The sequence below is a fragment of the Nonomuraea helvata genome (assembly GCF_039535785.1).
GTDB lineage: Bacteria > Actinomycetota > Actinomycetes > Streptosporangiales > Streptosporangiaceae > Nonomuraea > Nonomuraea helvata.
The window spans coordinates 2,223,767-2,250,333 of record NZ_BAAAXV010000009.1 but is presented as its reverse complement, the minus strand read 5'-3'; the positions used below and the strand labels follow the sequence as shown (position 1 = coordinate 2,250,333).

At 68.4% G+C, this 26,567-nt stretch carries 26 protein-coding genes and 1 riboswitch; of the genes, 10 read left to right on the top strand and 16 right to left on the bottom strand.

What is annotated here, in order from left to right; all coding sequences use genetic code 11:
* Positions 1-80: 80 nt before the first annotated feature.
* The 4 genes from ABD830_RS43870 to ABD830_RS43855 all read right to left on the bottom strand — a co-directional run bounded on the left by ABD830_RS43870 (position 81) and on the right by ABD830_RS43855 (position 4,595).
* Positions 81-2,186, bottom strand: coding sequence for a (Fe-S)-binding protein (locus tag ABD830_RS43870; protein ID WP_345000669.1), 2,106 nt, complete (start codon positions 2,184-2,186; stop codon positions 81-83).
* 138 nt (positions 2,187-2,324) lie between these two features.
* Positions 2,325-2,909, bottom strand: a complete 585-nt coding sequence (locus ABD830_RS43865) for a TetR/AcrR family transcriptional regulator (protein WP_345000667.1) — start codon at positions 2,907-2,909, stop codon at positions 2,325-2,327.
* A 109-nt stretch (positions 2,910-3,018) separates the two neighbouring features.
* Positions 3,019-3,789: a class I SAM-dependent methyltransferase gene (locus ABD830_RS43860; RefSeq protein WP_345000665.1), complete on the bottom strand. Its 771-nt coding sequence runs from the start codon at positions 3,787-3,789 to the stop codon at positions 3,019-3,021.
* The gene (locus ABD830_RS43855; RefSeq protein ID WP_345000663.1) at positions 3,786-4,595 is read right to left on the bottom strand and encodes a sugar phosphate isomerase/epimerase family protein; all 810 of its coding nucleotides are present in this window, start codon (positions 4,593-4,595) and stop codon (positions 3,786-3,788) included. Before ABD830_RS43855 ends, ABD830_RS43860 begins: the two co-directional genes overlap by 4 nt.
* A gap of 95 nt (positions 4,596-4,690) precedes the next feature.
* Here ABD830_RS43855 and ABD830_RS43850 point away from each other — a divergent pair, with 95 nt between their 5' ends.
* The 6 genes from ABD830_RS43850 to ABD830_RS43825 all read left to right on the top strand — a co-directional run bounded on the left by ABD830_RS43850 (position 4,691) and on the right by ABD830_RS43825 (position 9,349).
* On the top strand, positions 4,691-5,389 hold the full coding sequence (locus ABD830_RS43850; RefSeq protein ID WP_345000661.1) for a class I SAM-dependent methyltransferase: 699 nt from the start codon (positions 4,691-4,693) through the stop codon (positions 5,387-5,389).
* Positions 5,390-5,444: 55 nt separating this feature from the next.
* On the top strand, positions 5,445-5,813 hold the full coding sequence (locus tag ABD830_RS43845) for a MerR family transcriptional regulator (RefSeq protein WP_345000659.1): 369 nt from the start codon (positions 5,445-5,447) through the stop codon (positions 5,811-5,813).
* A 2-nt stretch (positions 5,814-5,815) separates the two neighbouring features.
* Positions 5,816-6,121, top strand: a complete 306-nt coding sequence (gene trxA / locus ABD830_RS43840) for a thioredoxin (protein WP_345000657.1) — start codon at positions 5,816-5,818, stop codon at positions 6,119-6,121.
* A 50-nt stretch (positions 6,122-6,171) separates the two neighbouring features.
* A complete protein-coding gene (radA, locus tag ABD830_RS43835) occupies positions 6,172-7,578 on the top strand; it encodes a DNA repair protein RadA (protein ID WP_345000655.1) in 1,407 nt (468 codons plus the stop codon).
* A 40-nt stretch (positions 7,579-7,618) separates the two neighbouring features.
* The gene (disA, locus tag ABD830_RS43830) at positions 7,619-8,695 is read left to right on the top strand and encodes a DNA integrity scanning diadenylate cyclase DisA (RefSeq protein ID WP_345000653.1); all 1,077 of its coding nucleotides are present in this window, start codon (positions 7,619-7,621) and stop codon (positions 8,693-8,695) included.
* A gap of 78 nt (positions 8,696-8,773) precedes the next feature.
* Complete coding sequence (locus ABD830_RS43825) at positions 8,774-9,349, top strand: dihydrofolate reductase family protein (protein ID WP_345000651.1); 576 nt, start codon at positions 8,774-8,776, stop codon at positions 9,347-9,349.
* Positions 9,350-9,356: 7 nt separating this feature from the next.
* On the opposite strand, the gene ABD830_RS43820 is transcribed toward ABD830_RS43825, so the two are convergent.
* Positions 9,357-10,034 carry a hypothetical protein gene (locus ABD830_RS43820; RefSeq protein ID WP_345000649.1) on the bottom strand — a complete coding sequence of 226 codons (678 nt, stop codon included), beginning with the start codon at positions 10,032-10,034 and terminating at the stop codon, positions 9,357-9,359.
* Positions 10,035-10,113: 79 nt separating this feature from the next.
* On the opposite strand from ABD830_RS43820, the gene ABD830_RS43815 reads away from it, so the two are divergent.
* Positions 10,114-10,989, top strand: coding sequence for an HhH-GPD family protein (locus ABD830_RS43815; RefSeq protein WP_345000647.1), 876 nt, complete (start codon positions 10,114-10,116; stop codon positions 10,987-10,989).
* On the opposite strand, the gene ABD830_RS43810 is transcribed toward ABD830_RS43815, so the two are convergent.
* Positions 10,982-11,398 (bottom strand): cupin domain-containing protein, encoded by a 417-nt coding sequence (locus ABD830_RS43810; RefSeq protein WP_345000645.1) that lies wholly within the window; start codon positions 11,396-11,398, stop codon positions 10,982-10,984. The two genes, ABD830_RS43815 and ABD830_RS43810, sit on opposite strands and share 8 nt — an antisense overlap.
* A gap of 12 nt (positions 11,399-11,410) precedes the next feature.
* A complete protein-coding gene (locus ABD830_RS43805) occupies positions 11,411-11,788 on the bottom strand; it encodes a cupin domain-containing protein (protein WP_345000643.1) in 378 nt (125 codons plus the stop codon).
* Positions 11,789-11,847: 59 nt separating this feature from the next.
* Between ABD830_RS43805 and ABD830_RS43800 the strand changes: the two genes are divergently transcribed.
* Positions 11,848-12,312 carry a MarR family winged helix-turn-helix transcriptional regulator gene (locus tag ABD830_RS43800; protein ID WP_345000641.1) on the top strand — a complete coding sequence of 155 codons (465 nt, stop codon included), beginning with the start codon at positions 11,848-11,850 and terminating at the stop codon, positions 12,310-12,312.
* Positions 12,313-12,314: 2 nt separating this feature from the next.
* On the opposite strand, the gene ABD830_RS43795 is transcribed toward ABD830_RS43800, so the two are convergent.
* The 6 genes from ABD830_RS43795 to ABD830_RS43770 all read right to left on the bottom strand — a co-directional run bounded on the left by ABD830_RS43795 (position 12,315) and on the right by ABD830_RS43770 (position 20,994).
* Entirely contained in the window at positions 12,315-13,253 is a 939-nt protein-coding gene (locus ABD830_RS43795; protein ID WP_345000639.1) for a sugar phosphate isomerase/epimerase family protein, read from the bottom strand.
* 516 nt (positions 13,254-13,769) lie between these two features.
* On the bottom strand, positions 13,770-16,271 hold the full coding sequence (locus ABD830_RS43790; protein ID WP_345000637.1) for an ATP-dependent Clp protease ATP-binding subunit: 2,502 nt from the start codon (positions 16,269-16,271) through the stop codon (positions 13,770-13,772).
* A gap of 1,092 nt (positions 16,272-17,363) precedes the next feature.
* A complete protein-coding gene (locus ABD830_RS43785; protein WP_345000635.1) occupies positions 17,364-17,696 on the bottom strand; it encodes a histone-like nucleoid-structuring protein Lsr2 in 333 nt (110 codons plus the stop codon).
* 518 nt (positions 17,697-18,214) lie between these two features.
* Entirely contained in the window at positions 18,215-18,703 is a 489-nt protein-coding gene (locus ABD830_RS43780; protein WP_345000633.1) for an RDD family protein, read from the bottom strand.
* A gap of 109 nt (positions 18,704-18,812) precedes the next feature.
* A complete protein-coding gene (locus ABD830_RS43775) occupies positions 18,813-20,339 on the bottom strand; it encodes an RDD family protein (RefSeq protein WP_345000631.1) in 1,527 nt (508 codons plus the stop codon).
* A gap of 85 nt (positions 20,340-20,424) precedes the next feature.
* Positions 20,425-20,994, bottom strand: a complete 570-nt coding sequence (locus tag ABD830_RS43770) for an amino-acid N-acetyltransferase (protein ID WP_185069324.1) — start codon at positions 20,992-20,994, stop codon at positions 20,425-20,427.
* 275 nt (positions 20,995-21,269) lie between these two features.
* A riboswitch (cyclic di-AMP (ydaO/yuaA leader) is annotated at positions 21,270-21,420 on the top strand.
* Between the two features lie 95 nt (positions 21,421-21,515).
* Here ABD830_RS43770 and ABD830_RS43765 point away from each other — a divergent pair.
* Positions 21,516-22,469, top strand: coding sequence for a C40 family peptidase (locus ABD830_RS43765; protein ID WP_345000627.1), 954 nt, complete (start codon positions 21,516-21,518; stop codon positions 22,467-22,469).
* Between the two features lie 16 nt (positions 22,470-22,485).
* On the opposite strand, the gene ABD830_RS43760 is transcribed toward ABD830_RS43765, so the two are convergent.
* Both ABD830_RS43760 and ABD830_RS43755 read right to left on the bottom strand, forming a co-directional pair.
* The gene (locus ABD830_RS43760; protein ID WP_345000625.1) at positions 22,486-22,698 is read right to left on the bottom strand and encodes a LuxR C-terminal-related transcriptional regulator; all 213 of its coding nucleotides are present in this window, start codon (positions 22,696-22,698) and stop codon (positions 22,486-22,488) included.
* A 687-nt stretch (positions 22,699-23,385) separates the two neighbouring features.
* Complete coding sequence (locus ABD830_RS43755; RefSeq protein ID WP_345000623.1) at positions 23,386-23,787, bottom strand: winged helix-turn-helix transcriptional regulator; 402 nt, start codon at positions 23,785-23,787, stop codon at positions 23,386-23,388.
* 85 nt (positions 23,788-23,872) lie between these two features.
* Here ABD830_RS43755 and ABD830_RS43750 point away from each other — a divergent pair, with 85 nt between their 5' ends.
* Entirely contained in the window at positions 23,873-24,805 is a 933-nt protein-coding gene (locus ABD830_RS43750; RefSeq protein ID WP_345000621.1) for an NADP-dependent oxidoreductase, read from the top strand.
* 129 nt (positions 24,806-24,934) lie between these two features.
* On the opposite strand, the gene lysX is transcribed toward ABD830_RS43750, so the two are convergent.
* Positions 24,935-26,455, bottom strand: a complete 1,521-nt coding sequence (gene lysX / locus ABD830_RS43745) for a bifunctional lysylphosphatidylglycerol synthetase/lysine--tRNA ligase LysX (RefSeq protein WP_345000619.1) — start codon at positions 26,453-26,455, stop codon at positions 24,935-24,937.
* Between the last annotated feature and the right edge of the window lie 112 nt (positions 26,456-26,567).

The window sequence follows — 26,567 nt, the reverse complement described above, 5'->3', positions numbered from 1 at the left end:
GATGCCGGATTTCGGACACTTGGGTCGCTGACATGCGATGCTGCCCTACAGCGACGGTGAGGGAGTCCGACAGCCGGGGGTCAGGAAGCTCCCTTGACCGACTTGATCAAGAGCTGTGCCACGTCCACGACTTCGAGCGACTCCTTGGCCTCGCCGTTGTTCTTCTTCTCGTTGATGGCGTCGCCGAGCATCACCATGCAGAACGGGCAGGCGGTGGAGACGGTGTCGGGGTCGGTGGTCAGCGCCTCGTCCACGCGCTCGGTGTTGATGCGCTTGCCGATGCGCTCCTCCATCCACATGCGCGCGCCGCCGGCGCCACAGCAGAAGCCGCGGTCCTTGTGGCGGTGCATCTCCTGGGTCCGCACACCCGGCACCTTGGACATGATGTCGCGGGGCTGGGAGTAAACCTTGTTGTGGCGGCCGAGGAAGCACGGGTCGTGGTAGGTGATCTTCTCCTCGATCGGCGTGATCGGGGTGAGCAGCCCCTCGTCCACCAGCTTCGACAGCAGCTGCGTGTGGTGCACGACCTCGTACGTGCCGCCCAGCTGCGGATACTCGTTGGCCAGGGTGTTGAAGCAGTGCGGGCAGGTGGCGACGATCTTCTTGACGCCGGCCTCGTTGAGCGTCTCGATGTTCTGCTGGGCCAGCATGTTGAACAGGTACTCCATGCCCAGGCGGCGGGCCGGGTCGCCGGTGCACGCCTCCATCGGGCCGAGCACCGCGAACTTCACGCCCGCGATGTGCAGCAGCTCCGCCACGGCCTTGGTGGTCTTCTTGGCCCGGTCCTCGAGCGCGCCCGCGCAGCCCACCCAGAACAGGTACTCGGCGTCCTCGGGCATCTTCTCGTCGACGACCTCGACCTCGAAGTCCAGCTCGCCGATCCAGTCGGCGCGCTTCATCTCGGACATGCCCCAGGGGTTGCCCTTGTTCTCCAGGTTCTTCACCATCACGCCCGCCTCGGACGGGAACGACGACTCCACCATCACCTGGTAGCGGCGCATGTCGAGGATGTGGTCGATGTGCTCGATGTCCACCGGGCACTGCTCGACGCAGGCGCCGCAGTTGGTGCACGACCAGAGCACGTCCGGGTGGATCACGCCGTCCTCGCCGACCAGCGGCTTGTCCAGCAGCGCCAGCACGTCGGTGTCCTTGTGCTCGACGCCCTGCTGGGCCGCCAGCAGGTACGGGGCCACCTGGAAGGCGTGGTCGCGCTGGTCGAGGATGAGCATCTTCGGCGAGAGCGGCTTGTCGGTGTTCCACGCCGGGCACTGCGACTGGCAGCGGCCGCACTCCGTACAGGAGTAGAAGTCCAGGAAGCCCTTCCACGTCGTGTCGGCGATCTTGCCGCGCCCGAGCTTCTCCGGGTCGAGCTCCTCGTCCTCGAAGTCGACCGGCTTGCCGGCCACGCGCATCTCGGGCGCGCCGCCCAGGCCGTCGGGGCGGCGCGAGAACAGCACGTTGAGCGGCGCGGTGAAGATGTGCAGGTGCTTGGAGTTCACCACGATGACCAGGAACACCAGCATGAAGCCGATGTGCAGCAGCAGCGCGATCTCCTCCAGCAGCGCGCTGTGCGGCAGCACGTCACCGATCGCCAGCGAGACGAACGCCCCGGAGGAGTAGGGGAAGTTGCCGTTGGCGGCCGAGGCGCCGCGGGCGAGGAACAGCGTCCAGATGATGTTGAAGATCATGAACAGGACGAGCCACGCGCCGCCGAGGTGCGAGCCGGAGAAGCGGGAGGTACGGCCGAGCGTCTTGGGAGAGTTCTTGATCCGGATCGCGGCGAACGCGACCAGGCCGAGCACGCACGCGACCGCGATGAAGTCCTGCAGGAAGCCGAGGACGCCCCAGGTGCCGATCAGCGGGATGTGGAAGTCGGGCCTGCCGGTGATCGCGCCCTGGATGATCGCGCCGTACGCCTCGATGTAGACGGTCAGCAGGATGAAGAACGCCCACATGACGAAGAAGTGCGCGGTGCCCGACGGTGTCCACTTCAGCAGCTTCTTCTGGCCGAACACCTCGACGAGCTGCGCCTTGAGCTCGTCCCCCGCATGGGTCCTGGCGTACTCGATCCGCTCGGGGGCGGGCGGGCCCACCGTCGCGAGCTTGAACAGGAACAGCACCCTGCGGCCGGCGACGGCCACCGCCAGGACGGTCATCACTAGTCCGATGATGGCTACCCAGAGCACGGGTCCTCCCACAGACGACGTTGGCTGTCAGCGTACGGTCACCCGCTTCGCCGGCATCTCCCGGAAATCCTACCCGCGAGTAATATTCTCTGCATGCGGGACATACCCTAAGGTCATCGGTGTATGCAGAACAATGCTCTAGCCAGTCAAGTACCTCTGGACGGTAGGCGCGAGCAGTTCCACGAGCTCGTCGTGACCTGCGCTCGCCAGCGGCTCCAGCTTGATCACGTAGCGGCCCATGATCACGCCGTACATCTGCGCGAACGCCGCCTCGATCCGCAGGTGCGGCACGTCCAGGCGGTCGGCCACCTGGAAGAGCAGCGCGTTGGAGATGAACTCGCGGAACATCGTGGCCGCCTGCTCGTTGGTCATGGCCGAGCGGATCAGGGCCACCATCGGCTCGCGCGTCTCCGGCGCGGCGGTGACCTGGAGGATCATCCGTACCAGCCGCGCGCCGATCTCCTCGCGCGGGCCTTCGAGCAGCGTCGGGATGATCTGGTCGGGAGTGATCGGCAGCTGCATGGCCGCCGCGAACATGCCCTCCTTGGTGTCGAAGTAGTGGTGCACGAGGGCGGGATCGACCTCGGCCTCACGGGCGATGGCACGCACGGTGGCCTTGTCGAACCCCTTCTCCGCGAACACCTTCCTGGCCGCCGCGAGGATCTCTCCCCGTGTGTCGGCCGACCCCGGCCTGCGCCCGGGCCCCCTCTTGGCGCTGCTCATGGCCTCACTCCGTGAGGCGGCTCGGTCGCTCCGAGCCGCCGCCTTCCCTCGTCGCTCTGGTCGCTACGCTCCCGCCGCTCCTCAGTCCAGGCGACGGCGCTCCCTCGCGTCACCGGCCCACCGCCAGGTAGACCCGCATCGGCACGGGCAGCATGCCCTCGGGGAACTCCCGGCGCAGCTCCACGCGCTGCCGCTCGACCAGCTCGTCCGCGTACTCCGGCGGGAGCGCCGCCATATAGGAGTGTGAGCGCAGGTCGAGCAGGAAGTCCTCGATGCCCACCAGCCTGGTCCAGGGGATCCAGCGCTCTTCGATCACCTCGAAGGCCGAGGCGATGGGCGGCGCCGACCACTGCTCGACCGCGGGACCGTAGTAGGCGGGCACGGCCTCCGCCAGGCGGGCCTCGTAGGCGGCCAGCCATTCGGCCTGGGCCGCGTGGTTGAAGTTCCAGCAGCCCGCGATGGCCCCCTCGGGCCGCAGCACCCGCCTGGCCTCGGCGATCGACGCCACCGGGTCGAGCCAGTGCCACGACTGCGCGTACGTCACCAGGTCGGCCACGCCGTCGGCCAGCGGGAGCGCGTTGCCGTCCGCCAGCACGGCCGCGACGGCGGGCGGGCCGCTGTCCGAGCGTGAGACCAGGCGGGCGAGCATCTCCGCGCCCGGGTCGACCGCGATGACGCGGGAGCCGCGCGCCCTGAGAGCGCGCGTCATGATGCCGGTGCCCGCGCCGACGTCCACCGTGAGGGCGCCGTCGAGCTCGACGCCGGACAGCTCGCCGAGCGCGCGGTACGTCTCGTCGGGATAGCAGGGCCGGCCCGCGTCGTACGCGTCGGCCACCCGGTCGAACACCCTGCCCAGGTCCTTGATCGGCCCCATGTTCATGAGGTGGCCGCCATGTGCAGCCGCGCGAACGCGAGCCCCTCCGCCAGATCGTCGATCCGCTCGGTGCGGCTGGCCGCCTTGCGCGTGTTGACCTCCAGCACCACCAGTCCCGAATAGCCGGTGTTGGCCAGTCGCTCCAGCAGCGGGGCGCACGGCTGGTTGCCCCTGCCGGGCACGAGGTGCTCGTCCTTGTTCGTCACGCCGACGCCGTCGGCCAGGTGCACATGCGCCAGCCTGTCGCCGAGCTTGGTCGCCATCTCCATGGCGTCGGAGCCCGACACCGCCGTGTGCGACAGGTCGAGCGTGACCTGGGGGAAGTCGTAGTCGATCGGGTTCCAGTCGGGCGAATAGGGCACCACGTCGTTGCCCCTGGCCTTGAGCGGGAACATGTTCTCGACCGCGAACGTGACATCCGTCTCGTCACGCATCCTGGCCAGCCCGGCCTCGAAGTCCCTGGCGTACTCACGCTGCCAGCGGAAGGGCGGATGGACCACGACCGTCGCGGCGCCCAGGCGTTCGGCCGCCTTGCGCGCCTTGACCAGCTTGGCCCAGGGGTCACGGCCCCAGACCCGCTGGGTGACCAGCAGGCAGGGAGCGTGAATCGCCAGGACGGGGACGTGATAATGCTCGGAGAGCCGCTCGATCACGTCGATGTCCTGGCTCACCGGATCGGCGCCCACCATGATCTCCACGCCGTCGTAGCCGAGGCGCGCGGCCAGCTCGAACGCGTCAGGAGTGCGTTCCGGATATACCGAGGCGGTGGACAATGCGATCTTCGCATTGGGCACGCGGATGACATCAGCCACGCTGCCAGCCTAAGCCGGTGAAGCGGATCTGGCGCGAAAGCCCCTTTGGTGAGCCGCTTGGTGAGCCGCGTCCGGGGGTGTCTTAACTTTGGGGCATGCCACGGATAGCGAAAGGTGCCATCCCCAGTCCGAACATCTGGAACACGCCCCAGATCTACGAGCTGGAGAACCGCGCCGTCGATCCCGAAGGCGCGGCCGACGCGGAGATGCGCGCGCTGCGCCCCTGGGACGGCGGCACGGTGCTCGACATCGGCTGCGGCACCGGCTACCACCTGCCCGTGCTGTCCGCCACGGCGGGGACGGTGATCGGGGTGGAGCCGCACGGGGATCTCGCGCTGCTCGCCCGCCGCCGCTGCGCCGCGCTGGCCAACGTGACCGTGCACGCCGCCGCGGCCCAGGATCTGCCGCTCCCCGACGCGAGCGTGGACGTGGCCATCGCGCGGTGGGCGTACTTCTTCGGTCCCGGCTGCGAGCCGGGCCTGCGCGAGCTGTCCCGCGTGGTACGCCGCGGCGGCGCCGCCTTCGTGCTGGACCTCGACGCCACGCGCGGGTCGTTCGGCCGCTGGTTCTCGCGTACAGTGCCGACGTACTCGGCCCAGGAGGTCGAGTCGTTCTGGGTCCGCCAGGGGTGGCAGCGGCGGCCGCTCGACCTCAGGATGGCCTTCGAGCGGCGGGCGGACCTGGAGGCGGTGCTGCGCATCGAGTTCGCGCCCGAGGTGGCCGAGCAGGCCATCGCCGAGACGCCGGGCCTTGAGCTCGCCTATCCGAACGTCCTGCGCTGGCGCCACTACTGAGGTTCCGGTCGGCGGCCTTGACATTGACGTCGGTGTCAACGTTTACCGTGGAGGCATGCGCATCGGAGAGCTGGCGGAACGCACCGGAGTGAGCACCCGCTCGCTCCGCTACTACGAGCAGCACGGGCTGCTCAGAGCCCGCCGCGCGGCCAACGGCTACCGCGACTACAGCGAGGACGACGTCAAGCTGGTGTCCGAGATCCGCGCGCTGATCAAGGTGGGGTTCACGCTGGAGGACACGCGGCCGTTCGTCGACTGCCTGCGCCGTGGGCACAGCACGGGCGGTTCATGCGCGGAGTCGGTCGAGGTCTACGAGCGCAAGCTCAGCGAGATCGACGAGGAGATCCGCGTCCTGCTCGCCCGCCGCGCCGAGGTGGCCGCCCAGCTCGCGCAGTCATGCCCAGGTTGCTTCGTAAGGGGATAGACATGATCACGCTGACCACGGAGAACTTCGAGGAGCAGGTGCTCAAGAGCGACAAGCCGGTGCTGGTCGACTTCTGGGCCGAGTGGTGCGGGCCGTGCCGCATGGTGGCTCCGGTGCTGGACCAGATCGAGACGGAGCACGGCCTGACCATCGGCAAGCTCAACACCGACGAGAACCCGGAGATCATGGCCCGCTACGGGGTGATGGGCATTCCGACGCTGCTGCTGTTCGAGAACGGCGAGCCGGTCAAGCAGGTCGTCGGCGCCAAGCCCAAGCGCATGCTCGTCGCGGAGCTTGGCCTGGAGTAACCCCTCGCGGCTGTCGAGGATTGTCGGTGCGGACCGCTAGCCTGCTCGACATGGCCAAGACAGCCCAGAAGCCCGGATACCGCTGTGCCGAGTGCGGGTGGCGCACCACGAAATGGGTGGGCAGGTGCGGCGAGTGCCAGGCGTGGGGCACGGTCGACGAGGAGGGGGCGCGCGCCGGCGTCAACGTCGTCCAGGCGGGCGCCACCACCGCGCCTGCCGTGCCGATCGGGCAGGTCAAGGCCGAGGTGGCGGCCGCGCGCACGACCGGTGTCGGCGAGCTCGACCGGGTGCTCGGCGGCGGCCTGGTGCCTGGTGCGGTCGTGCTGCTGGCCGGCGAGCCCGGCATCGGCAAGTCCACGCTCCTGCTGGAGGCCGCGGCCCGCATGGCCGAGCGCGAGACGGTCCTCTACGTGACAGGCGAGGAGTCGGCGGCCCAGGTGCGGCTGCGCGCCGACCGCATCGACGCGATCCGCGACCATCTCTACCTCGCCGCGGAGACCGAGCTGTCGGCCCTGGTCGCCCATGTGGAGAAGGTCCAGCCCAGCATGCTGGTGGTGGACTCGGTGCAGACGGTCGGCTCCGCGCAGGCCACCGGCGTGCCAGGCGGGGTGACGCAGGTCCGCGAGGTCGCGGCCAACCTGGTCCGCCTGGCCAAGGAGCGCAACATGGCCACCGTGCTCGTCGGTCACGTCACCAAGGAGGGCTCGATCGCGGGCCCGCGCACACTGGAGCATCTGGTCGACGTCGTGCTCAACTTCGAGGGCGACCGCCACTCCAGGCTGCGCATGGTGCGTGCGATCAAAAACCGGTTCGGGCCCACCGACGAGGTCGGCTGCTTCGACCTGCACGAGCGGGGCATCGAGGGCATCACCGACCCGAGCGGCCTGTTCGTCTCCCGGCGCAGCGAGCCGGTGCCCGGCACCTGCGTCACCGTCACCGTCGAGGGCACGCGCCCGCTCCCCGCCGAGGTCCAGGCCCTGGTGGCCCGCACGGAGGCACAGCAGCCCAGGCGCACGTCGTCGGGCCTCGACACCTACCGCGTGCAGATGATCCTCGCCGTCCTGGAGCGCCGGCTCAACGCCCGGCTGGGCGGCTGCGACGTGTTCACCGCCACCGTGGGCGGCATCAAGCTGGCCGACCCCGCCGTGGACCTGTCGGTCATGCTGGCCGTGGCCAGCGCCGCCGGCGACAAACCGCTGCCGCCCGGGCTCGTGGCGCTCGGCGAGGTGGGCCTGGCGGGCGAGTTGCGGCCGGTCAAGGACGTACGCAGGAGGCTGACCGAGGCGGCCAGACTGGGTTTCAAGCGGGCACTCGTACCGGCCGGATCCCTCGAAGAAGGCGGCCGCAGGCGCACCGGGCAGCGGGCATTGGTGCCGGTGGGGCGGGTGGCGTTCGCACCCGGGTTCGAGGTGGTGCAGGCAGAGAACGTCTGGGACGCCCTCACACACGTGACATAGCGCGGCTAAGCTGGGCGTGACCGATCGACACGGGGGTCATGTGGATAGGAGCCTGGACGACCGCCGTCGCGAAGCCCTGGCCGCGGTGGCCCCGGGCACACCTCTGCGCGACGGCCTGGAACGGATCCTGCGCGGGCAGACCGGCGGGTTGATCGTGCTCGGCTACAACAAGGTCGTCGAAGAGGTCTGCAGCGGCGGTTTCGAGCTGGACGTCGACTTCTCGGCCACCCGGCTGCGCGAGCTGGCCAAGATGGACGGCGCCATCGTGCTGAGCGACGACGACAAGATCGTGCGCGCCGCCGTGCACCTCGTGCCCGACCCGGCCATCCCCACCGACGAGTCCGGCACCCGCCACCGCACCGCCCAGCGCGTGGCCAGGCAGACGGGCCTGCCGATCATCGCCATCAGCAAGTCGATGCGCATCATCGCCCTCTACCTCGACGGCATCCGCTACGTCCTGGAGGAGTCGGCGGTCATCCTCTCCAAGGCCAACCAGGCCCTGGCCACCCTCGAGCGCTACAAACACCGCCTGGACGAGGTCTCCGGCACCCTGTCGGCCCTGGAGATCGAGGACCTGGTCACGGTCAGAGACGTGTCCGCGGTCGCCCAGCGCCTCGAGATGGTCCGCAGGATCGCCGACGAGATCAAGGGCTACGTGGTCGAGCTCGGCACCGACGGCCGCCTGCTCTCCTTGCAGCTGGACGAGCTGGTGGCCGGCGTCGACTCGGAGCGCGAGCTGGTCGTCCGCGACTACCTCCCGGCCCCCTCCGGCCGCCGCCAGAGGCGGCTGGTCGACGCGATGCACGACCTGGACAAGCTGTCGGGCAGCGAGTTGCTCGACCTTTCGACCGTCGCCCACGTCCTGGGCCACAACGGCACCGACAATCTGGACAGCCCGGTCAGCCCCCGAGGCTTCCGTCTCCTGGCCAAGGTCCCCCGCCTGCCGGCCACGGTGGTCGATCGCCTGGTCAACCACTTCGGCGGGCTGCAGAAGCTGCTGGCGGCGAGCATCGACGACCTGCAGGCGGTGGGCGGGGTCGGGGAGTCGCGCGCCCGCAGCGTCCGCGAGGGCCTGTCCCGCCTGGCCGAATCGTCCATCCTCGAGCGCTACGTCTGAGCCGGAAAAAAATCCGCGGCGGGGATGTCAAGAACCCGTGGGCGGCTCCGACCCCTCCATGAAAGCGAAAGAGCTGACATGAGGGAGCAGGACATGCGCAAGGTCATCTACTGGGTGCACACGTCGATCGACGGGCACATCGACGGGCCCAAGGGCGAGTTCGACTGGCCGGTGATGGGCGAGGAGCTCTCGGCGTACTCGGACGCGCTCACCGAGCGGGTCGACACCCTGCTGTACGGGCGCGGCGTGTGGGAGGGCATGGTGAGCTTCTGGCCGACCGCCGAGTCGATGTCGGACCACCCGCACGTCCTGAGCTACGCGCCGATCTGGCGGAGCACCCCGAAGATCGTCTTCTCCACCACCCTGGCCGAGAGCGAGTGGACCGCCGCCGTCATCAGGACGAACGTCGCCGAGGAGGTCGCCGAGCTCAAGCGGAAGCCGGGCAAGGACCTGCTGCTGACCGGAGGCTCCCGGCTGGCCGCCACGTTCACCGACCACGGCCCGATCGACGAGTACCACGTCGCCGTGCACCCGGTCGTGCTGGGCGGCGGCAGGCCGCTGTTCCTGCCTCGGGAGGACCGGCTCAACCTGCGGCTCGCCGAGTCACGCACCTGCGACTCGAACGTCGTGGTCATGCGCTACGACCGCGCCTAGGAAGCGCTCAGCGGAGGTGGAAGACGCCCTTGGGGCTGCGGAGGTCGCCCATGTGCACCGTGGCCACGTACGTCCCCGGCAGCGCGGTGGCCGGGGTGGCCCGGCAGTCGGTGCTGGAGCGGTGCCGGTCCCATTCCAGGGCCCGGACGTACGGCACCCCGCGCTGCAGTTTCTTGATCTCCGAGCCCACCCCGCTGACGCAGTCGGCGGTGGACCAGATGCGGTCCTCCCCCGAGGTGATGCGGACCTCCATGGCGCGCGGCCCGACGTCGGTCGTGCACATCACGGGGCCGGTGTTCACCAGCGTCACCATGAACGTGGGGCGGGCGCCGGCCGAGTAGATCTCCTCCTTGCCCCCTTGGAGGCTGAGCACCAGGTCCCCTGTGGCGCAGGGCTCGCCGGGGTGCCTGGGGAGCGCCGCCGAGGTGGCCGTGGGGGTGGGGGTGGGGGTCGGCGACGGGCTGGCCGTGCCCATGGCGAGCGTACGGAGCCCCGCCAGCAGCGGATCGACGACGGGGGTAGCGCTCGGTGATGTCTGCGCGCTGGACGCGCGTTCCGGCCCGCTGCCCCCACTGGAGCACGCCCATGCCACGACGGCCACCACGACGAGGACCGCCACCAGGACGCTCATCCGGCGCCGCCAGTAAACGTCACCGCCGTCGCCACGCATAGTATCCGGATCCATACGCACAGGATGGTTCCCACGGCTGCTACCAAGAGTGACGACACGCCGAAGGCGGCCTTCTACGAATACGCTTGACCGCGTGGTTGAGCCGAACCTCCTACACGCCCCCGTTCTGGACTGGTACGAGGACAACGCCCGAGAACTCCCGTGGCGTGCCGCCGACGCGACCCCGTGGGGCGTGCTGGTGAGCGAGATCATGCTCCAGCAGACCCCGGTCGTACGCGTCCTGCCCGTCTGGCACGAGTGGATGGCCCGCTGGCCCACCCCCAAGGCGCTGGCCGCCGAGCAGCCGGGCGAGGCCGTACGCCACTGGGGCCGGCTCGGCTACCCGCGCCGGGCGCTCCGGCTGCACGCCTGCGCGCGGGCCATCACCGAGGAGCACGGCGGCGAGGTGCCCTCCGACCACGCGACCCTGCTGGCACTGCCGGGCATCGGCGAGTACACCGCCGCCGCGGTCGCCAGCTTCGCGTACGGCGGCCGCCACGCCATCCTCGACACCAACGTCCGGCGGGTCTTCGCCAGGGCCGTACGCGCCGAGGAGTACCCGCCCACGGCCACCTCAGCGGCCGAGCGGCGGCTCGCCGAGGCCCTCCTGCCCGAGTTGGGCGCCGCCCGCTGGGGCGTGGCCGTGATGGAGCTGGGAGCGCTCGTCTGCACGGCCCGCGCCCCGCGCTGCGCCGACTGCCCGATCACCCACCTGTGCGCCTGGCGGCTAGCGGGCAAGCCGCCGCACGCCGGGCCCGCGCGCAAGGGCCAGACGTACGCGGGCACCGACCGCCAGTGCCGCGGCCGCCTCCTCGAGGTGCTGCGGTCGGCCCACGGCCCGGTGCCCAAGGCAGCCCTCGATGTGGTGTGGGACGACGCGGTGCAACGCGAGCGCGCCCTGGACGGCCTCATCTCCGACGGCCTGGCCGAGCACCTGGACGACGGCACGTACCGTCTGCCGGCTACCTGACCCACGGGGGCACGGTGCGCTCCGTGCCCTTGGGTGCGAGGTCGCACGCGTCCGGATCGGAGACCCCGTCCGGGTTGTAGACCTCGATCCCGGGAGGCGCGACCACGATCGACACGAAGCCGCGCACCGGATCGGCGAACATCTGCCTGCTCACGTTCGCGGGCAGCACCATGGTGTCACCCGCGCCCACCTCGACCCGCTCGCCGCCCAGCTCGACGACGGCGCTCCCGTCGAGCCAGGTCCACACCAGCTCGGCGTCGACCGCGTGCACCGGCCCCACCATGCCGGGCCTGGCGTCCACCCGCCACATCGCCTGTCCCGCCCCGCCCTGAGTCGGGGAGGCGAGTGTGGTCATCACACCGTTGGGCGTCTCGGTCTTGCGGGAATCACCGGACAGAACAACAGACATCAGGATCTCCTTTCACGCGATCCACGGCGGGACGCCGTAGTCGGCCCCGTCGGCGGTCATGGCCCGTGCACCGGCCGGTGCCGTGACGATGGCGGTGTAACCGGCGGCGGGGTCGGCGAGGACCCGCCGCACCGTACGGGCGGGCATGACGACCGTGTCGCCCGCGGCCACGCTGAACGTGTCACCGCCCAGCTCCACGGTCGCCGCCCCGGCCACCCAGCTCCACACCTGCTCGCTGTCGAAGTCGTGCACCGGCCCCTCGGCGCCCGGCCGGGCGTCGACCCGCCACAGCGACCGCGAGGCCCCTCCCTGCGTCGGCGAGGCGAACGTCGTCATGACCCCGGCAGGAGTCTCCGATCGCCGCGCTTCCGCCGAACGTATGACAGTCACGCCTGAACCCCTTAAGATAGGCAACTACGTTGTCCATATAGTTAATCAGGTTGTCCATCATGTCAAGCGAAGGCTTCGAACTACCGCTCCGTCTGCTGCTCGCGTTCAGGATGATGATCGACGAGCTCCACGCCGAACTCGCCCGGCAGGGTCATCCGGACGGACGCCCCATGTACGGGTTCGTCATGCAGGCGATCATCCGGGGCGGCGACACGGCCGTCGAGCTGGGGCGCATGCTCGGCGTCTCCAAACAGGCCGCCGGCAAGACCATCGAGACGCTGGAACGCGTGGGCTACGTGGAAAGAACCACCGATCCCCGCGACACCAGACGCAAGATCGTCCGGCTGACCCCGTACGGGATGGACGCCCTGACCCGATCGGCCCGCATCTTCGACACCCTGCGCGCCCGCTGGGCCGAGGAGCTCGGAGAGGAGCGCCTGCAGGCCCTGGAGTCCGATCTGCGCAGGATGACGCCGGCCAACCTCTGGCGCCTCGACATCCCCGGCTGGTTCGGGACGCTCTGAGGTCAGGCGGCCAGCTGGAGGCCCAGGCTGGTGAGGTTCGTACGGGCCCAGTCCAGCTCGTCGGCCAGCAGCGACACCAGCGCCCCCGGCCCCTTGGCGCGCCCGGGCACGGTCAGGTTGTGCGTCTCGACCTCGATGTGCGCGTTCCCGCTGACCGCCCCCGACAGCATCGCCGTGAGCGTGTCGTGGAGCACGGCCCCCGTGCTCGGCGTCTCCCCCGTGTGGTTGTGCACGTGCCCCAGCTTCACCACCGGCGCGCCGGCCTCGGCCAGCCCCTTCAGCGCCGTGCCGCACTCCTCGGCGCCGCAGGCGAGGTGACAGGCGTCCAGGCAGACGCCCAGGTGCTCGGAGTCGATGCCGCACACGCGCTCGAGCGCCTGCTCGGTGGTCTCCAGCACGCATCCGGGCCACGGCTCGAACCCGACCCTGATCGTCTTGCCGGTCACGCTGTAGATGCCGCGCAGCTCGCGCGCCAGGCGCTCGAGGCGGCGGGTCGCGATCGTGTGCAGGTCGGCCGGCCAGTCGCGGCGCCACCCGATCGGGATCGTCGAGATGCTCCCGAACCGCACATCCTCCGGCAGCAGGAACGCCAGGATCTTGGCCAGGGCCATGGTGTAGCGGTAGCGCTCGGGCTTGGCCCAGTCGGGGCCGGGGACCTCCTGGTTGCGGCCTCCCGTGCCGTTGAGGCTCACGACCTCCAGGCCGCGCTCCTCCAGGGAGCGGCGCAGCCGTACGAGCTCGATGCGGTCGGCCGTCAGGTGGTCGGCGACGGTCGGCGAGAGCCACAGCCCGATGCCCATTCGCTCCACGCCCAGCCGCTTGCGCACCGGGACCGCGTAACGGGTCAGGTGGGCGATCAGGTTCTCCAGGTCCTCAGCGGGGTGGACGCCTGCGTTGTAGGCGAGGTGAACGAGCGTTCCGTCATCGTGACGTAGGCGCATCGGTTTCCTCCACGGCTTGCTCTTGGTGTTCCGTCGTCCGCCCTCGGGACGTGCCGGCCCTTGCGAGCATGCCTGCTCGATGGTGGGTCGCGCGTCCGCCCTGAGTTGATTCCGCACTACTCCCCGGGGAGCAGGCCTCAGCCTAGGAACACGCTCTTGTGAGTCGCTTGGATGAGACTTGGCGAAGCTCTACGCAGTGTAGTACTACTCGTGGTGGTGGCGGTACATCCGGTACCCCAACAATTACGCAACGGCCGGAGTGCGTGAGCCGCCGCCCTGAGCGGGCTCTCCCCGTTACGTCGCCATGCCCACTACGGCGGACGGATATCACCGGCCAGGCCGGCTCTCCCGAAGACCCCGCCTGGACAAACGCCCATCACCGAGCAGACCGGAACTCCTGGAGGCCGCCGGGCAGGGCCGCCGCGCCCACGGTAGGGGCAAAAGGGCCTGGGCGTCTTGGCGGGCATACGAAAACCCCCGTGTGAGGCATCTCACACGGGGGTTTCGCGGGATCCGTCAGTGCTGGATCGGTGCGGCGATGGCCGCGGCCGAGTCCGGGACCTGCGAGGCGGACTCGCCCTTGAAGATGAACTTGGCGTTGTCGCCCTCACCCTCGATCGTCACCTTGACGACCTGGCCCGGCCGGAGCTCGCCGTACAGGATCTTCTCCGACAGCGAGTCCTCGAGCTCGCGCTGGATCGTGCGGCGCAGCGGACGGGCGCCCATGACCGGGTCGTAGCCCCTGTCGGCCAGCAGCTGCTTGGCCTCCGGCGAGACCTCGAGCCCCATGTCGCGGTCCTTCAGCCTGGCGTCCACCTGGGCGAGCATCAGATCCACGATCTTGATGATCTCGGCCGGCGTGAGCTGGTGGAAGACCACGATGTCGTCGACACGGTTGAGGAACTCGGGCCGGAAGTGCTGCTTGAGCTCCTCCTGCACCTTGCCCTTCATCCGCTCGTAGTTGGACTCGGTGTCGTTGGACTTCGCGAACCCGACCCCGATGCCCTTGGAAATGTCACGGGTGCCGAGGTTGGTGGTCATGATGATGACCGTGTTCTTGAAGTCGACCACGCGGCCCTGGGCGTCGGTCAGACGACCGTCCTCCAGGATCTGCAGCAGCGAGTTGAAGATGTCGGGGTGGGCCTTCTCGATCTCGTCGAAGAGGACCACGGAGAACGGCTTGCGCCGCACCTTCTCGGTGAGCTGACCGCCCTCCTCGTAGCCGACGTAGCCGGGAGGCGAGCCGAACAGCCTGGAGACGGTGTGCTTCTCCATGAACTCCGACATGTCCAGGCTGATCAGAGCGTCTTCGTCGCCGAAGAGGAACTCCGCCAGAGCCTTGGACAGCTCGGTCTTACCGACACCGGAGGGACCCGCGAAGATGAACGAGCCACCGGGACGGCGCGGGTCCTTCAGGCCGGCGCGGGTGCGCCGGATGGAGCGCGACAGGCCCTTGATGGCGTCGTCCTGGCCGATGATCCGCTTGTGGAGCTCGTCCTCCATGCGGAGCAGGCGCTGCGACTCCTCCTCGGTCAGCTTGAAGACCGGGATGCCGGTGGCGGTCGCCAGGACCTCGGCGATGAGCTCCTGAGTGACCTCGGCCACGACGTCCATGTCGCCGGCCTTCCACTCCTTCTCCCGCCGCTCGCGCTTGAGCTGGAGCTGCTTCTCCTGGTCGCGGAGGGCAGCGGCCTTCTCGAAGTCCTGCGCGTCGATCGCGGACTCCTTGTCGCGACGGACGTTGGCGATCTTCTCGTCGTACTCGCGCAGGTCCGGCGGAGCGGTCATCCTGCGGATGCGCATCCGGGAGCCGGCCTCGTCGATGAGGTCGATCGCCTTGTCGGGAAGGTAGCGGTCGCTGATGTAGCGGTCGGCCAGCTGCGCGGCGGCCACCAGAGCGTCGTCGGTGATGGACACGCGGTGGTGCGCCTCGTAGCGGTCGCGCAGACCCTTGAGGATCTCGATCGTGTGGCTGAGCGAGGGCTCGGCCACCTGGATCGGCTGGAAGCGGCGCTCCAGCGCGGCGTCCTTCTCGAGGTACTTGCGGTATTCGTCGAGCGTGGTCGCACCGATCGTCTGCAGCTCGCCGCGCGCCAGCATCGGCTTGAGAATGCTGGCCGCGTCGATCGCGCCCTCGGCGGCGCCCGCGCCCACGAGCGTGTGCAGCTCGTCGATGAACAGGATGATGTCACCGCGCGTGCGGATCTCCTTGAGCACCTTCTTCAGGCGCTCTTCGAAGTCGCCGCGGTAGCGGGAGCCGGCGACCAGGGCGCCGAGGTCAAGCGTGTAGAGCTGCTTGTCCTTCAGCGTCTCGGGCACCTCGCCCCTGACGATCTTCTGCGACAGGCCCTCGACGACGGCGGTCTTGCCGACGCCGGGCTCGCCGATCAGAACCGGGTTGTTCTTGGTCCTCCTGGAGAGGACCTGCATGACCCGCTCGATCTCCTTCTCGCGGCCGATGACCGGGTCCAGCTTGCCCTCGCGGGCCGCCTGGGTCAGGTTGCGGCCGAACTGGTCGAGCACCAGGGAAGTAGAGGGGGCCGACTCCTGCGGACCGCCCGCCGCGGCCGGCTCCTTGCCCTGGTAACCGTGGAGCAACTGGATGACCTGCTGCCTGACACGGTTGAGATCAGCTCCAAGCTTGACCAGCACCTGGGCGGCCACACCCTCACCCTCACGGATGAGCCCGAGCAGGATGTGCTCGGTGCCGATGTAGTTGTGGCCCAGCTGCAAAGCCTCACGGAGCGACAGCTCGAGGACCTTCTTGGCCCGCGGGGTGAACGGAATGTGCCCCGACGGAGCCGACTGGCCCTGGCCGATGATCTCCTCGACCTGCTGACGCACACCCTCAAGGCTGATGCCGAGGCTCTCCAGAGCCTTGGCGGCCACGCCCTCACCTTCATGGATCAAGCCAAGAAGAATGTGCTCAGTGCCGATGTAGTTGTGGTTGAGCATCCTGGCCTCTTCTTGGGCCAAGACGACAACACGCCTCGCTCGGTCGGTGAACCTCTCGAACATCTCGTCGCTCCTCACAGAGCGGTCAGTCAGGCCGGTAAATCCGGTCCCGTCATCCCGCATGCTAGCCCTGGCTCGGCGAACCGTGCCCACTGCCACTGACACGCTCTATAGCAGAGACGTTCCCCGAGAGCAGGGCGTTCACCCTCCATCCAACTACTGTTCGGGGGTGACGTGTTCCCGATACGCCGCAAGCGAACGATGTTTAAGACGCTTCACCGAAGCGTCAGAAAATTGCCCCTCACGACGCATGCGGATCCACACGGATCGGCCATCGGACGCGCCGGGGCGGAGTAGGCGTTGGGGACCGCCCCTTCGCCCGCACATCTCAGATGCCGCGTCCGTATCGTTGCGTAATCATCCTATGTACGGGAGGGGCCCCCGTCCAAACGGTCGCGCTACGCCGTGAGCACAACGCGGCACGGGCCGCAACGCCAAGAGAATCGTGCCATCTGGTCAGGCCGGTTACCGGGTTGATCTCGCATCATGAGACCACTCCTGCCCCGGGACACCGCATTCGCGGCACTTCTCTGCACGCGAGATGGCCGGGCATTGTGCGAACATGCCGGGGAACGGGCTTTGTGCGAGCCCTGCTCGGGTTAGCGGTTTTTAACCCGGCACCGCGGAGCCGGCGGGCCGCCGGTATTGCCCGGCGGCGTCCATCCGGCCGGCGGCGGGTTTACTTACAGTAGCGGCGCCGGGTTTACGTTCGGGGAGATCATCACTATAGGCGCGGCGGGGGGCCGGAGATCGCCTTCAGCTATAGGCGGCCGTGATTTACGGGGGTGGCGCGTTCCATGAGCGTGCTGCTCACTCGTGACGTACGGACGCGAACGTACGTTGAATGGGGTATGACCGCCCCACCGGCTTTCCGGGCGCAGCACGGGGCGTAACCACATATGCGGGCGCCGGCCGGTGAAACGGTGCCGGACATGGACCGGAGCACCCGACCAAAACGCCCGCATATGCGCAAGGGGAAGATCGCCATCTGGGCGCACGGCATTCGAGAACCGGCCCCAGATACGATCATGCGCTTATGGCGGCCGCCGGGGTCCTAGGCGAACGGCATAAGCGCATGGTCGATAGTCGGCTCGCTCAGTGAGCCGCCTCGTACTTCTCGACGACCGTGGAGGCGATCCGGCCGCGCTCGCTGACCGGCAGGCCGTGAGCCTTGGCCCACTGCCGGATCTCGGAGCTCTTCTCGCGGCTCATCGCCCTGCTGCCGCCGCGACCGCGGCGACGCGCGGAGACGGCGCCTGCCCTGCGCGCGTGCTGCACGAAAGGCGTGAGCGCGTCCCTCAGCTTCTTCGCGTTAAGGTCGCTGAGGTCAATCTCATAGGACGAGCCGTCAATAGCGAAGCTGACCGTCTCATTGGCCTCGCCCCCATCGAGGTCATCGATGAGAATCTCCTGGATCTGCTTGGCCATCTACGCAATCCTTTCGCGGAGCATTGTTTCATTCGCCTGCCCAAACATATACCCGGAAAGGCGCGGAGACAATTCAGCGCTGCGGGGATTCTGCTGACTGGCCGCTCAGTTCTGCCCCCTCGGCCTGATCCTCACGGTTTCGGCGGCCCCCGAGGGCCTCGGATCGGACCAACTTCACTACGCCAAAGATGAAGGCGCCGCCCACCACGAGCGGGGGGATGAGCGCTGACAATACGTCTGTAAGGGCTTCCATTCGTCCTCGCCTCCACGGCTGACAGGGTTTCGGGGGCGCATTATGCGGATGGGAGCGCGACCAGGAGGAGCGACGGTGCTCCTCGTGCCGCACAAGGTGACTACCACCCAGACACGACCATAGCGGCGCAGAGATGCCCTACGGGTCGTGGGACGCCGACATCCGGCAACCCGGACGTCCCATAGCCTAATGCCAGTCTCTCCAGAGTCCTTACCGGATCAAGGGAAAATCTTCAGAATTGGCATCCTGCCTGGTTGCCCATGGCTCAGTGAAGATCTTTTACGACGCGCGTTCCGGCCAGCCTGTCGTGCGGCCCCCGCTCCAGGGGCTTGTCGATCAGGATCAGCAAGCCCACGCAGAACAGGAGCATTCCGGCGAGCAGATTGACCACGGGAATGCCCATCAGCATGACAGGCCCCGGATAGACCAGGGACCGTTTGAGCAGCGCCCCGGACGGAACGTCGTCCGGCGCCAGGCGAATCTTCATGATCGCCTTGCCGAACGTCCTGCCGCTCCTGGAATGGGCCTGCCAGTCGTAGCCCGCATAACCCAGTCCTGCGGCCAACCACGCGAACACACCCGGCAGCCGGCCGTCGAACACCTCCAGCATGCCGACAGTTCGGAAGATGCCCCAGAGCGCGATGAACAGAATGTAATAGAACACTCCGAAGACGAGCGCTTCAATCGCTCGGGCGGCGAGCCGTTCCCACCATTCCGCGGGCAGCGCGTCCGCCCACGACGGCGACCCGGCCATAACCCCCACCTCGCGTCATCAGCGGCCCAGGCTCCTATTTTGGTACGCCCTCCACACATAAAACAGGGGCCGGCACGAAGCCGGCCCCTGCTTTTACCTGGTGCGTGAACTACTTGATCTTCACCACAACGGTCTTCGCCACCTTGTCGGCGAACGACTGCTGCAGCGGCTTGTCCCAGAGCTGCGAGGCACCGTTGAGCCCCACGGCGATGTAGCCGAGCAACGAGCTGATGAAGCCCAGCGGGATAATGTTGAACGCCCAGCCGCCCCAGGTCACCGCGGCACGCTTGAGCGCGACGTCGGTCGGCAGGCCCTTCGGGGGCATGCCCTGGCCGACAGGGACGACCTTGATGCCCATGACCATCTTGCCGACGGTCTGGCCGTTCATCTTCAGCAGGAAGAAGTCATAGGCGATCCACAGCGCGGTCACGACGAGCCCTGTGATCGCGGTCACGGCACGGCCCGAGAGGAAGCCGCTGCTGGAGCCGTCGAGCGAGGAGTAACTGACCGCCAACGCCGCCACCAGGATCAAGCCGACGACGAAGTTCACGATGAAGAGGATGACGAAGTCGATGATCCTCGCCACCAGACGCTGCCACCACTCCGCCAGCGGGGCCGGCGCACCGGGCGGCTGCACGCCCACGGGCCCCGGCTGGCCGTAGGCCTGTCCGTAGCCCGGCTGGCCGTACTGCTGCGGCTGCCCGTAGCCGGGCTGCCCGTACTGCTGGTCGCCGTACTGCTGGCCGTATCCGGGCTGGGAGTAGCCCTGCTGGCCGTAGCCCGGCTGGGACTGCTGCTGCTGTCCGTAGCCCTGCTGACCGTAGTCCGGCTGGGATTGCTGCTGCTGTCCGTACTGCTGACCGTAGTCCGGCTGGGACTGCGGCTGCTGGCCGTACTGAGGCTGCTGACCGTAGTCCGGCTGGGACTGCGGCTGCTGGCCGTACTGAGGCTGCTGCCCGTAGTCCGGCTGGGACTGCGGCTGCTGGCCATACTGAGGCTGCTGCCCGTAGTCCGGCTGGGACTGCGGCTGCTGACCGTACTGCTGCTGGCCGTACTGCTGCTGCCCGTAGTCCGACTGGGGCTGCTGACCGTAGCCCTGCTGGCCCGAGGGAGGCTGCTGGCCGTAGCCGGGCTGCGACTGGGCCTGCTGGCCGTAGCCCTGCTGGCCGTAACCGGGCTGGGACTGCGGCTGCTGACCGTACTGCGGCTGCTGGCCGTAGCCCTGCTGGCCCGACTGAGGCTGCTGCCCGTACTGGGGTTGCTGGCCGTACTGCTGCTGCCCGTAGTCCGACTGGGGCTGCTGGCCATAGCCCTGCTGGCCCGAGGGAGGCTGCTGGCCGTAGCCGGGCTGCGACTGCTGTTGCTGACCGTACTGGGGCTGCTGGCCGTACTGAGGCTGCTGCCCGTACTGCTGCTGACCGTACTGGGGCTGCTGGCCATAGCCTTGCTGGCCGTAGCCCTGCTGGGGGTACTGGGGCTGCTGACCGTAGGCATCGTCCGCCCGGTAGCCGACCACAGTCACGTCGGGGTCGGGCTCGCCTGGGCGGCGACCCGCGTTCTGTTGTCCGTATTCGGGATTGCCGGCGGGGTTGTCGCCGGATTCGTCCTGCGGATACGGCGGCTGTCCGGTGCTCACCGTGTCACCTCGCTTCGAGTGCGCATGTGGCACGTGTCAGGACACATGCCTGTGCTGCCCAACGTATCGACATAGGTATCAACAATCACCTTTCCATCTGGTCAAGATCAACGTCACCCGATGTCAGATGGAGCAGCATGCGGGTGTTGCCCAGGGTGTTGGGCTTGACGTGTTCCAGGTCGAGGAACTCCGCCACACCCTCGTCGTACGAGGCCAGCAGTTCGGCGTAGACCTCGGGTGAGACCGGTGTGCCCTGGATCGGGCGGAATCCGAGCCTCGCGAAGAAGTCGACCTCAAAAGTGAGACAAAATACACGTCGCAGACCAAGATCTTTGGCCTGCTGGATCAATGCGGAGACGATCCGGTGGCCGACGCCCATCCCCCGGCACTCGGGATCCACGGCCACCGTGCGGACCTCTGCGAGGTCCTCCCAGAGCACGTGGAGCGCGCCGCAGCCGACGACCTGCCCGCCCCGCTCGGCCACCCAGAACTCCTGTACGTCCTCGTACAGCGTCACGGTGGCCTTCTCCAGGAGCCGCGGCCCCGCGCCCGCGTAGGTGTCCACGAGACGCCTGACGGTGCGCACGTCGGGCGTGCGGGCGCGCCGGACCACCACCGCGGTCTCGGGCGCTGTCAGCTCGGCCACCTGCTCCATGGTTCTCCAGAGTACAGATCTCATTACGGCTCGGCCCTAACTCCCACGTCTCGGCCCATCCTGTTACATCTCGTGGCCGGACGAGCACGGAGCCGAGCCCGCTCAGGGTTTGTGCAGAAGCATGGACATAGGGGGCATAAGGTCTCTTCTGCCCAGGTGATCACGAGATCCCCTTGTGACCCTTCGGTTGTGAAACCTCTACAGACTTGGCAGTTCTGGTTGAGCAGGAACCCGGAGTGCATTAATGTCCAGCGACAATGTCCCCCGTATGTCGTGCGGGAGACACGCTCAATTCCCGCAAGGGGAGCCGGGGATCCACCGGTGGCGACCTGCGGCGCCATCACAGGGGTGAGTCCGAGTCTCTCGGTAGGGCTGCTCCGGCCCGAACCCGTCAGCTAACCCGGTAGGCGCTCTATGAGAGGAGCTGGTAGGTGAAGCGCACGCGCAACGGTGGGGGGAAGCCGGCGGGCAAGCACGCCCGCCCTCCGGAACGGCCACGGCGGCCGCGCCACGTCGGTGTGGTGAGTCTCACAGTCGCCGCACTGCTGTTCGCCATCCCTGTCGGTTCGGCGTCCGCGGACCCCAAGCCCTCGCTGAAGGAGCTCGCCTCCCAGGCCGAGAAGCTGCACACCCAGATCGAGACGCTGACCGAGCAGTACAACGGCCAGCGGGAGAAGCTCAAGACGGCCAAGAAGGTCTCCGAGACCGCGCAGAAGACGCTGACGACCAGCGAGTCGGACCTGGCCGCCAAGCGCGCGAAGGCCGTCCTGCTCGCCCAGAACGCCTACATCACGGGCGGCTTCACCAAGACCCTGCAGTTCGCGACCTCCACGGATCCCGAGGAATTCCTCAACCGCGCCGCGACCTCGTACGCGCTGGAGCAGGAGCAGGGCGAGGAGATCAACCAGCTCTCCAAGGCCATGGAGACGGCCGCCCACGCCCAGGCGGACGCCAAGGAGCGCATCGCCGAGGTCCAGAAGATCGTCGACGACCTCGACACGAAGCGCGACAAGATCACCAAGCTGGTGACCAAGGTCGAGAGCAGCCTGTTCAAGCGGGCACTCGGCGAGGCGGGGCAGCCCGGCACGCGCGCCGTGCGCGTCAACCTGCCCATCGCGGGCGCCGGCAAGGCGGCGGAGGCCGCACGGTGGGCGCTCACGCAGCAGCTCAAGCCGTACGTCTGGGGCGCCGAAGGTCCGAGCTCGTACGACTGCTCCGGGCTCGTCATGGCGGCGTACCAGCGGGTTGGCATCTCGCTGCCGCACTACACGGGCGACCAGTGGACCGCGGGCAAGCACATCTCGCGTTCGGAGCTACGCCCGGGCGACCTGGTGTTCTTCTACGGCGACCTGCACCACGTGGGCATCTACATCGGCGGCGGCATGATGGTGCACGCCCCGCAGACGGGTGATGTCGTACGGATCGCGTCGATCGCCAGGCGGCCCTTCGCCGGCGCGGTGCGCATCGCCGACTGAGCCCCACCCCCCGACGCTAGATCAGCTGGCGGCGCGCGGCCCAGGCCACGGCCTCGATCGCCGTGGCCACGCCGATGCGGTCGCAGATGCACCGTAATCTCCGGCGTACCGTGCGTCCGCTGATATCCAGACGTCGCCCAACCCGATCGACCGTGACTCCCTTGGCCAGCTCCGCCAGCAGCGCCAAATCAGCATGGCTCAGCTCAACGTCTTCAGTGAGCACATCCATCGGGAGCCCTCCCCCCAACAGCAGAACTTGGACCTCACAGATGGGCCAAAGCCGCTCCTCGCAGACGGTAAACGCATCGCGGAAAGGTCGTCAAGCATGACAATCGCCGCACTTGACGGGCAGTATTGACATGATCAGTTATATATGACGCACTCGCGATATGTTAGGACTCCCGGTAGCCGATGAGTGATCTCTTCGGGCTTCCCAGCCGCCATCAATGAGGCCTTCGGACGTTCCCCATTTCGCTCCGTTCGGGGCGGAGTTTCGGTGTGATCCATAAGCCGGGCATTGCCGGCTGAGCGCCCGATGTGTGATCTTCCACCCGCCCGCCGAACTACCAATCGCTCGCTTTGTACGGTGATTCTCTTCTTATAGGGATATCCAGGTCAGGCCATCGGAATGACCGGCCGGATCGGCGGACCGGATCATTCGGAGACGCATGCTCCGATGGGCCCGCGGGTCACCTGTCGGCCGTCGCCGCGCTTGCCGCGTCACCGCGCGCGCCAAAGGGCCTCGTTTCCGCGTGCGCGTACCCGGTGCCCGCCATGGCGATCATGCTTGCGCTCGGGTGGCCGAGCGGGTGGAACGGCACCGTCACCGGCGACCTTGACCCGATGCTTACAACAGCCCTCCTATCGGAAAGCAGGCGAGCCAGAAGGTAGTTTCGCGACCACATCCCGTGAGGGATCAGGCATTGTCGACGTCGTAGCGTTCCCTGGCCGCCTCGACGTCGCCGATGTGCGTTTCGGCCCAGCTCTTGATCGCGGCCACCAGCGGCATCAGGCTCTCGCCCAGCGGAGTGAGCGCGTAGTCCACCCGTACCGGCACGGAGGGGGTGAGCGTGCGCGAGACCAGGCCGTCGCGTTCGAGGCCGCGCAGGGTCTGGGTGAGCATCTTCTGGCTGACGCCGGCGATGCGCCTGGCCAGGTGGCTGTAGCGGCGCGGGCCGGCCGCCAGCGCGCTGAGCACGAGGGTGACCCATTTGTCGCTGAGGCGGTCGAGGAGCTTCCTGGAGGGGCATTCGGAGAAGTACGCGTCGAAGGCCTGCCTGGCCTCGTCGCGCCGCTCCGCCGCCGTCTTCGTGACCACTCTGTCCGATCCTTCTTGTGGGTGGGTTACGCACTTCCAGGTGCCTACTTACCAGAAGAGAGTAACTCTTCCTACGCTTGCCGGCATGACGAACAACATGCGTGCACTCATCGGCGGCTCCGGCGCTCCCCTGCTGGTGGAGGTGCCGGTGCCCACCGCAGGGCCCGGACAGGTGCGGATCAAGGTCGCGGCGGCCGGGGTGAACCTGTTCGACCTCGCCGTGGCGGCGGGGACGCTCGCGGACTACGGCGTGGCCCGCAAGCTGGACTCGTACGGGCTCGGCTTCGAGGCTGCCGGGACCGTCGACCAGGTGGGCGACGGGGCCTCGTTCCATGTGGGAGACGATGTCATCGCGCTCGTGGCGCGCCTGGAACTGCCGGTGAAGGCGCAGGCCGAGTACGTGGTGGTCGACGCCTCGGCGGTGGCTCTGGCCCCGCGCGGCTGCACGGCGGCGGAGGCGGCCACGATCCCGCTCAACGCGCTCACGGCCTGGCAGTCGCTCGACCGCGCGGGCGTCGGACCCGGCCGTACGCTGCTCGTCACGGGAGCCGCCGGGGCCGTCGGGGGCTACCTGGTCGAGCTGGCCGCCCTGCGCGGCGCCCGGGTGGTGGCCGTCGCGGGGGCCGGTGACAAGGAGCTGGTGCGGAGGCTGGGAGCCGAGTGGTTCGTGCCGCGCGGCGAGGACGTGGCCTCCTCCGTACGTGCGCTTGTCCCCGGGGGTGTGGACGCCGTCGTGGACGCGGCCGTGCTCGGGCTGGCGGCCCTGGACGCGGTGCGGGACGGCGGGGTCTTCATCGCGCTCTCCGCTGGTGTCGCACCGGTGGCGCTGCGCGGGACCGACGTCGCCACGGTGTTCTTCCGGTCCGACGCGGACCAGCTCGCGGAGGTGGTGCGGCTGGTGGAGGCCGGGCGGCTGACGTTGCGGGTGGCGGACACGTACCCCTTGGAGAAGGTCGCCGACGCCCACGCCCGCATTGTCGCCGGCGGCCTCCGCGGCCGCCTCGTCCTCATCCCCTGACCCACCGACACCTTCGGAGCGGCGCTGGAGCGTGGCTGGGCGTCGCGCTCAAGCGCCGAGCACCGTCGCACCGTGGCCCGCCGACCCGGCGCCCCCGCAGCGTGGACGCGCCGGGGGGCCGAGGGCAGATCAGTGGGTGGGCTTGACCAGCGGGAACAGGATGGTCTCGCGGATGTTCCTGCCGGTGAAGGCCATGATCATACGGTCGATCCCCACACCCACACCCCCCGTGGGCGGCATGGCGTACTCCAGGGCCTGCAGGAAGTCCTCGTCCAGCTGCATGGCCTCCAGGTCGCCGCCGGCGGCCAGGAGGGACTGCTCCGTCAGGCGGCGGCGCTGTTCGATCGGGTCGACCAGCTCCGAGTAGGCCGTGCCCAGCTCCGTGCCGAAGCCGATCAGGTCCCACTTCTCCGTCAGCAGCGGGTCCACCCGGTGCTGGCGGGTCAGGGGCGAGGTCTCCAGCGGGTAGTCCATGACGAACGTGGGCTGGACGATCGTGTGCTCCACCAGCGCTTCGAAGAGCTCCTGCACCAGCTTGCCGGCGCCCCACTTCGGGTCCCAGTGGATCTCGCGGCGGTCGGCGAGCTTGCGGAGCTCCTCCAAGGAGGTCGCGGTGGTGATCTCCTCGCCGACGGCCTCCGAGACGGCGCCGTACAGGGTGATGCGGGGCCATGCCGCGATCCCCAGGTCCACCTCCACCCCGTCATGGACGACCACCGAGGTGTCCAGGGCGGCCACCACGGCCTTCTGGTACATCCGCTGGGTCAGGTCGGCCATGTCGTTGTAGTCGAGGTAGGTGCCGTACGCCTCCAGCATCGTGAACTCGGGGTTGTGCGTGGAGTCGGCGCCTTCGTTGCGGAAGTTGCGGTTGATCTCGAAGACCTTCTCGATGCCCCCGACCACGAGCCGCTTGAGGTAGAGCTCGATCGCGATGCGAAGGTAGAGCTCCATGTCGTAGGCGTTGATGTGGGTCTTGAACGGCCGGGCCGTCGCGCCGCCGTGGATGGGCTGCAGCATCGGGGTCTCGACCTCGAGGTAGCCCTCCTCGTGCCAGAAGTCGCGCACCGCGCGCACCGTGGCGCTGCGGAGGCGGGCCATCTTGCGCGCCTCGTCGTTGACGATGAGGTCTACGTAGCGCTGGCGGACGCGTGCCTCAGGGTCGGTGAGGCCGACGTGCTTCTCCGGCAGCGGGCGCAGGCACTTGGCGGTGATCTGCCAGCTGTCGGCCAGGATCGACAGCTCGCCGCGCCGCGAGGTGATGACCTCGCCGGTGACGCCCACGTGGTCGCCCAGGTCGACGTCGCGCTTCCACGCGGCCAGCGACTCCTCGCCCACCTTGTCGAGTGAGATCATGACCTGCAGGTCGGCGCCGCCGTCGCGGAGCGTGGCGAAGCAGAGCTTGCCGCCCACACGGTTGAGCATGACGCGCCCCGCGACCGCGACAGTGTCACCGGTGGCGGTGTCGGGCTCCAGGCCCTGGTATTTCTCCCTGACCTCGGCGTTGGTCGCCGTACGTGGGAAATTCACCGGGTAAGGATCGACGCCCTCGCTGCGAAGGCGGTCGAGCTTCTCCCTCCGGATGCGCATCTGCTCGGGAAGTTCGTCGCTCACACCATCAAAGAGTAGGGGATATGGCGAACTGCAAGGCATCGTCGGTCCGCTGAAGGAGCGCTGCAGGATCTGTGCAAGGGCATTCGCCTATCAATGTCTCACGAGCTCAGGGGGGAGCCGGCAGGGAGCCGGTCCAAGGGCAGCTCAAGGA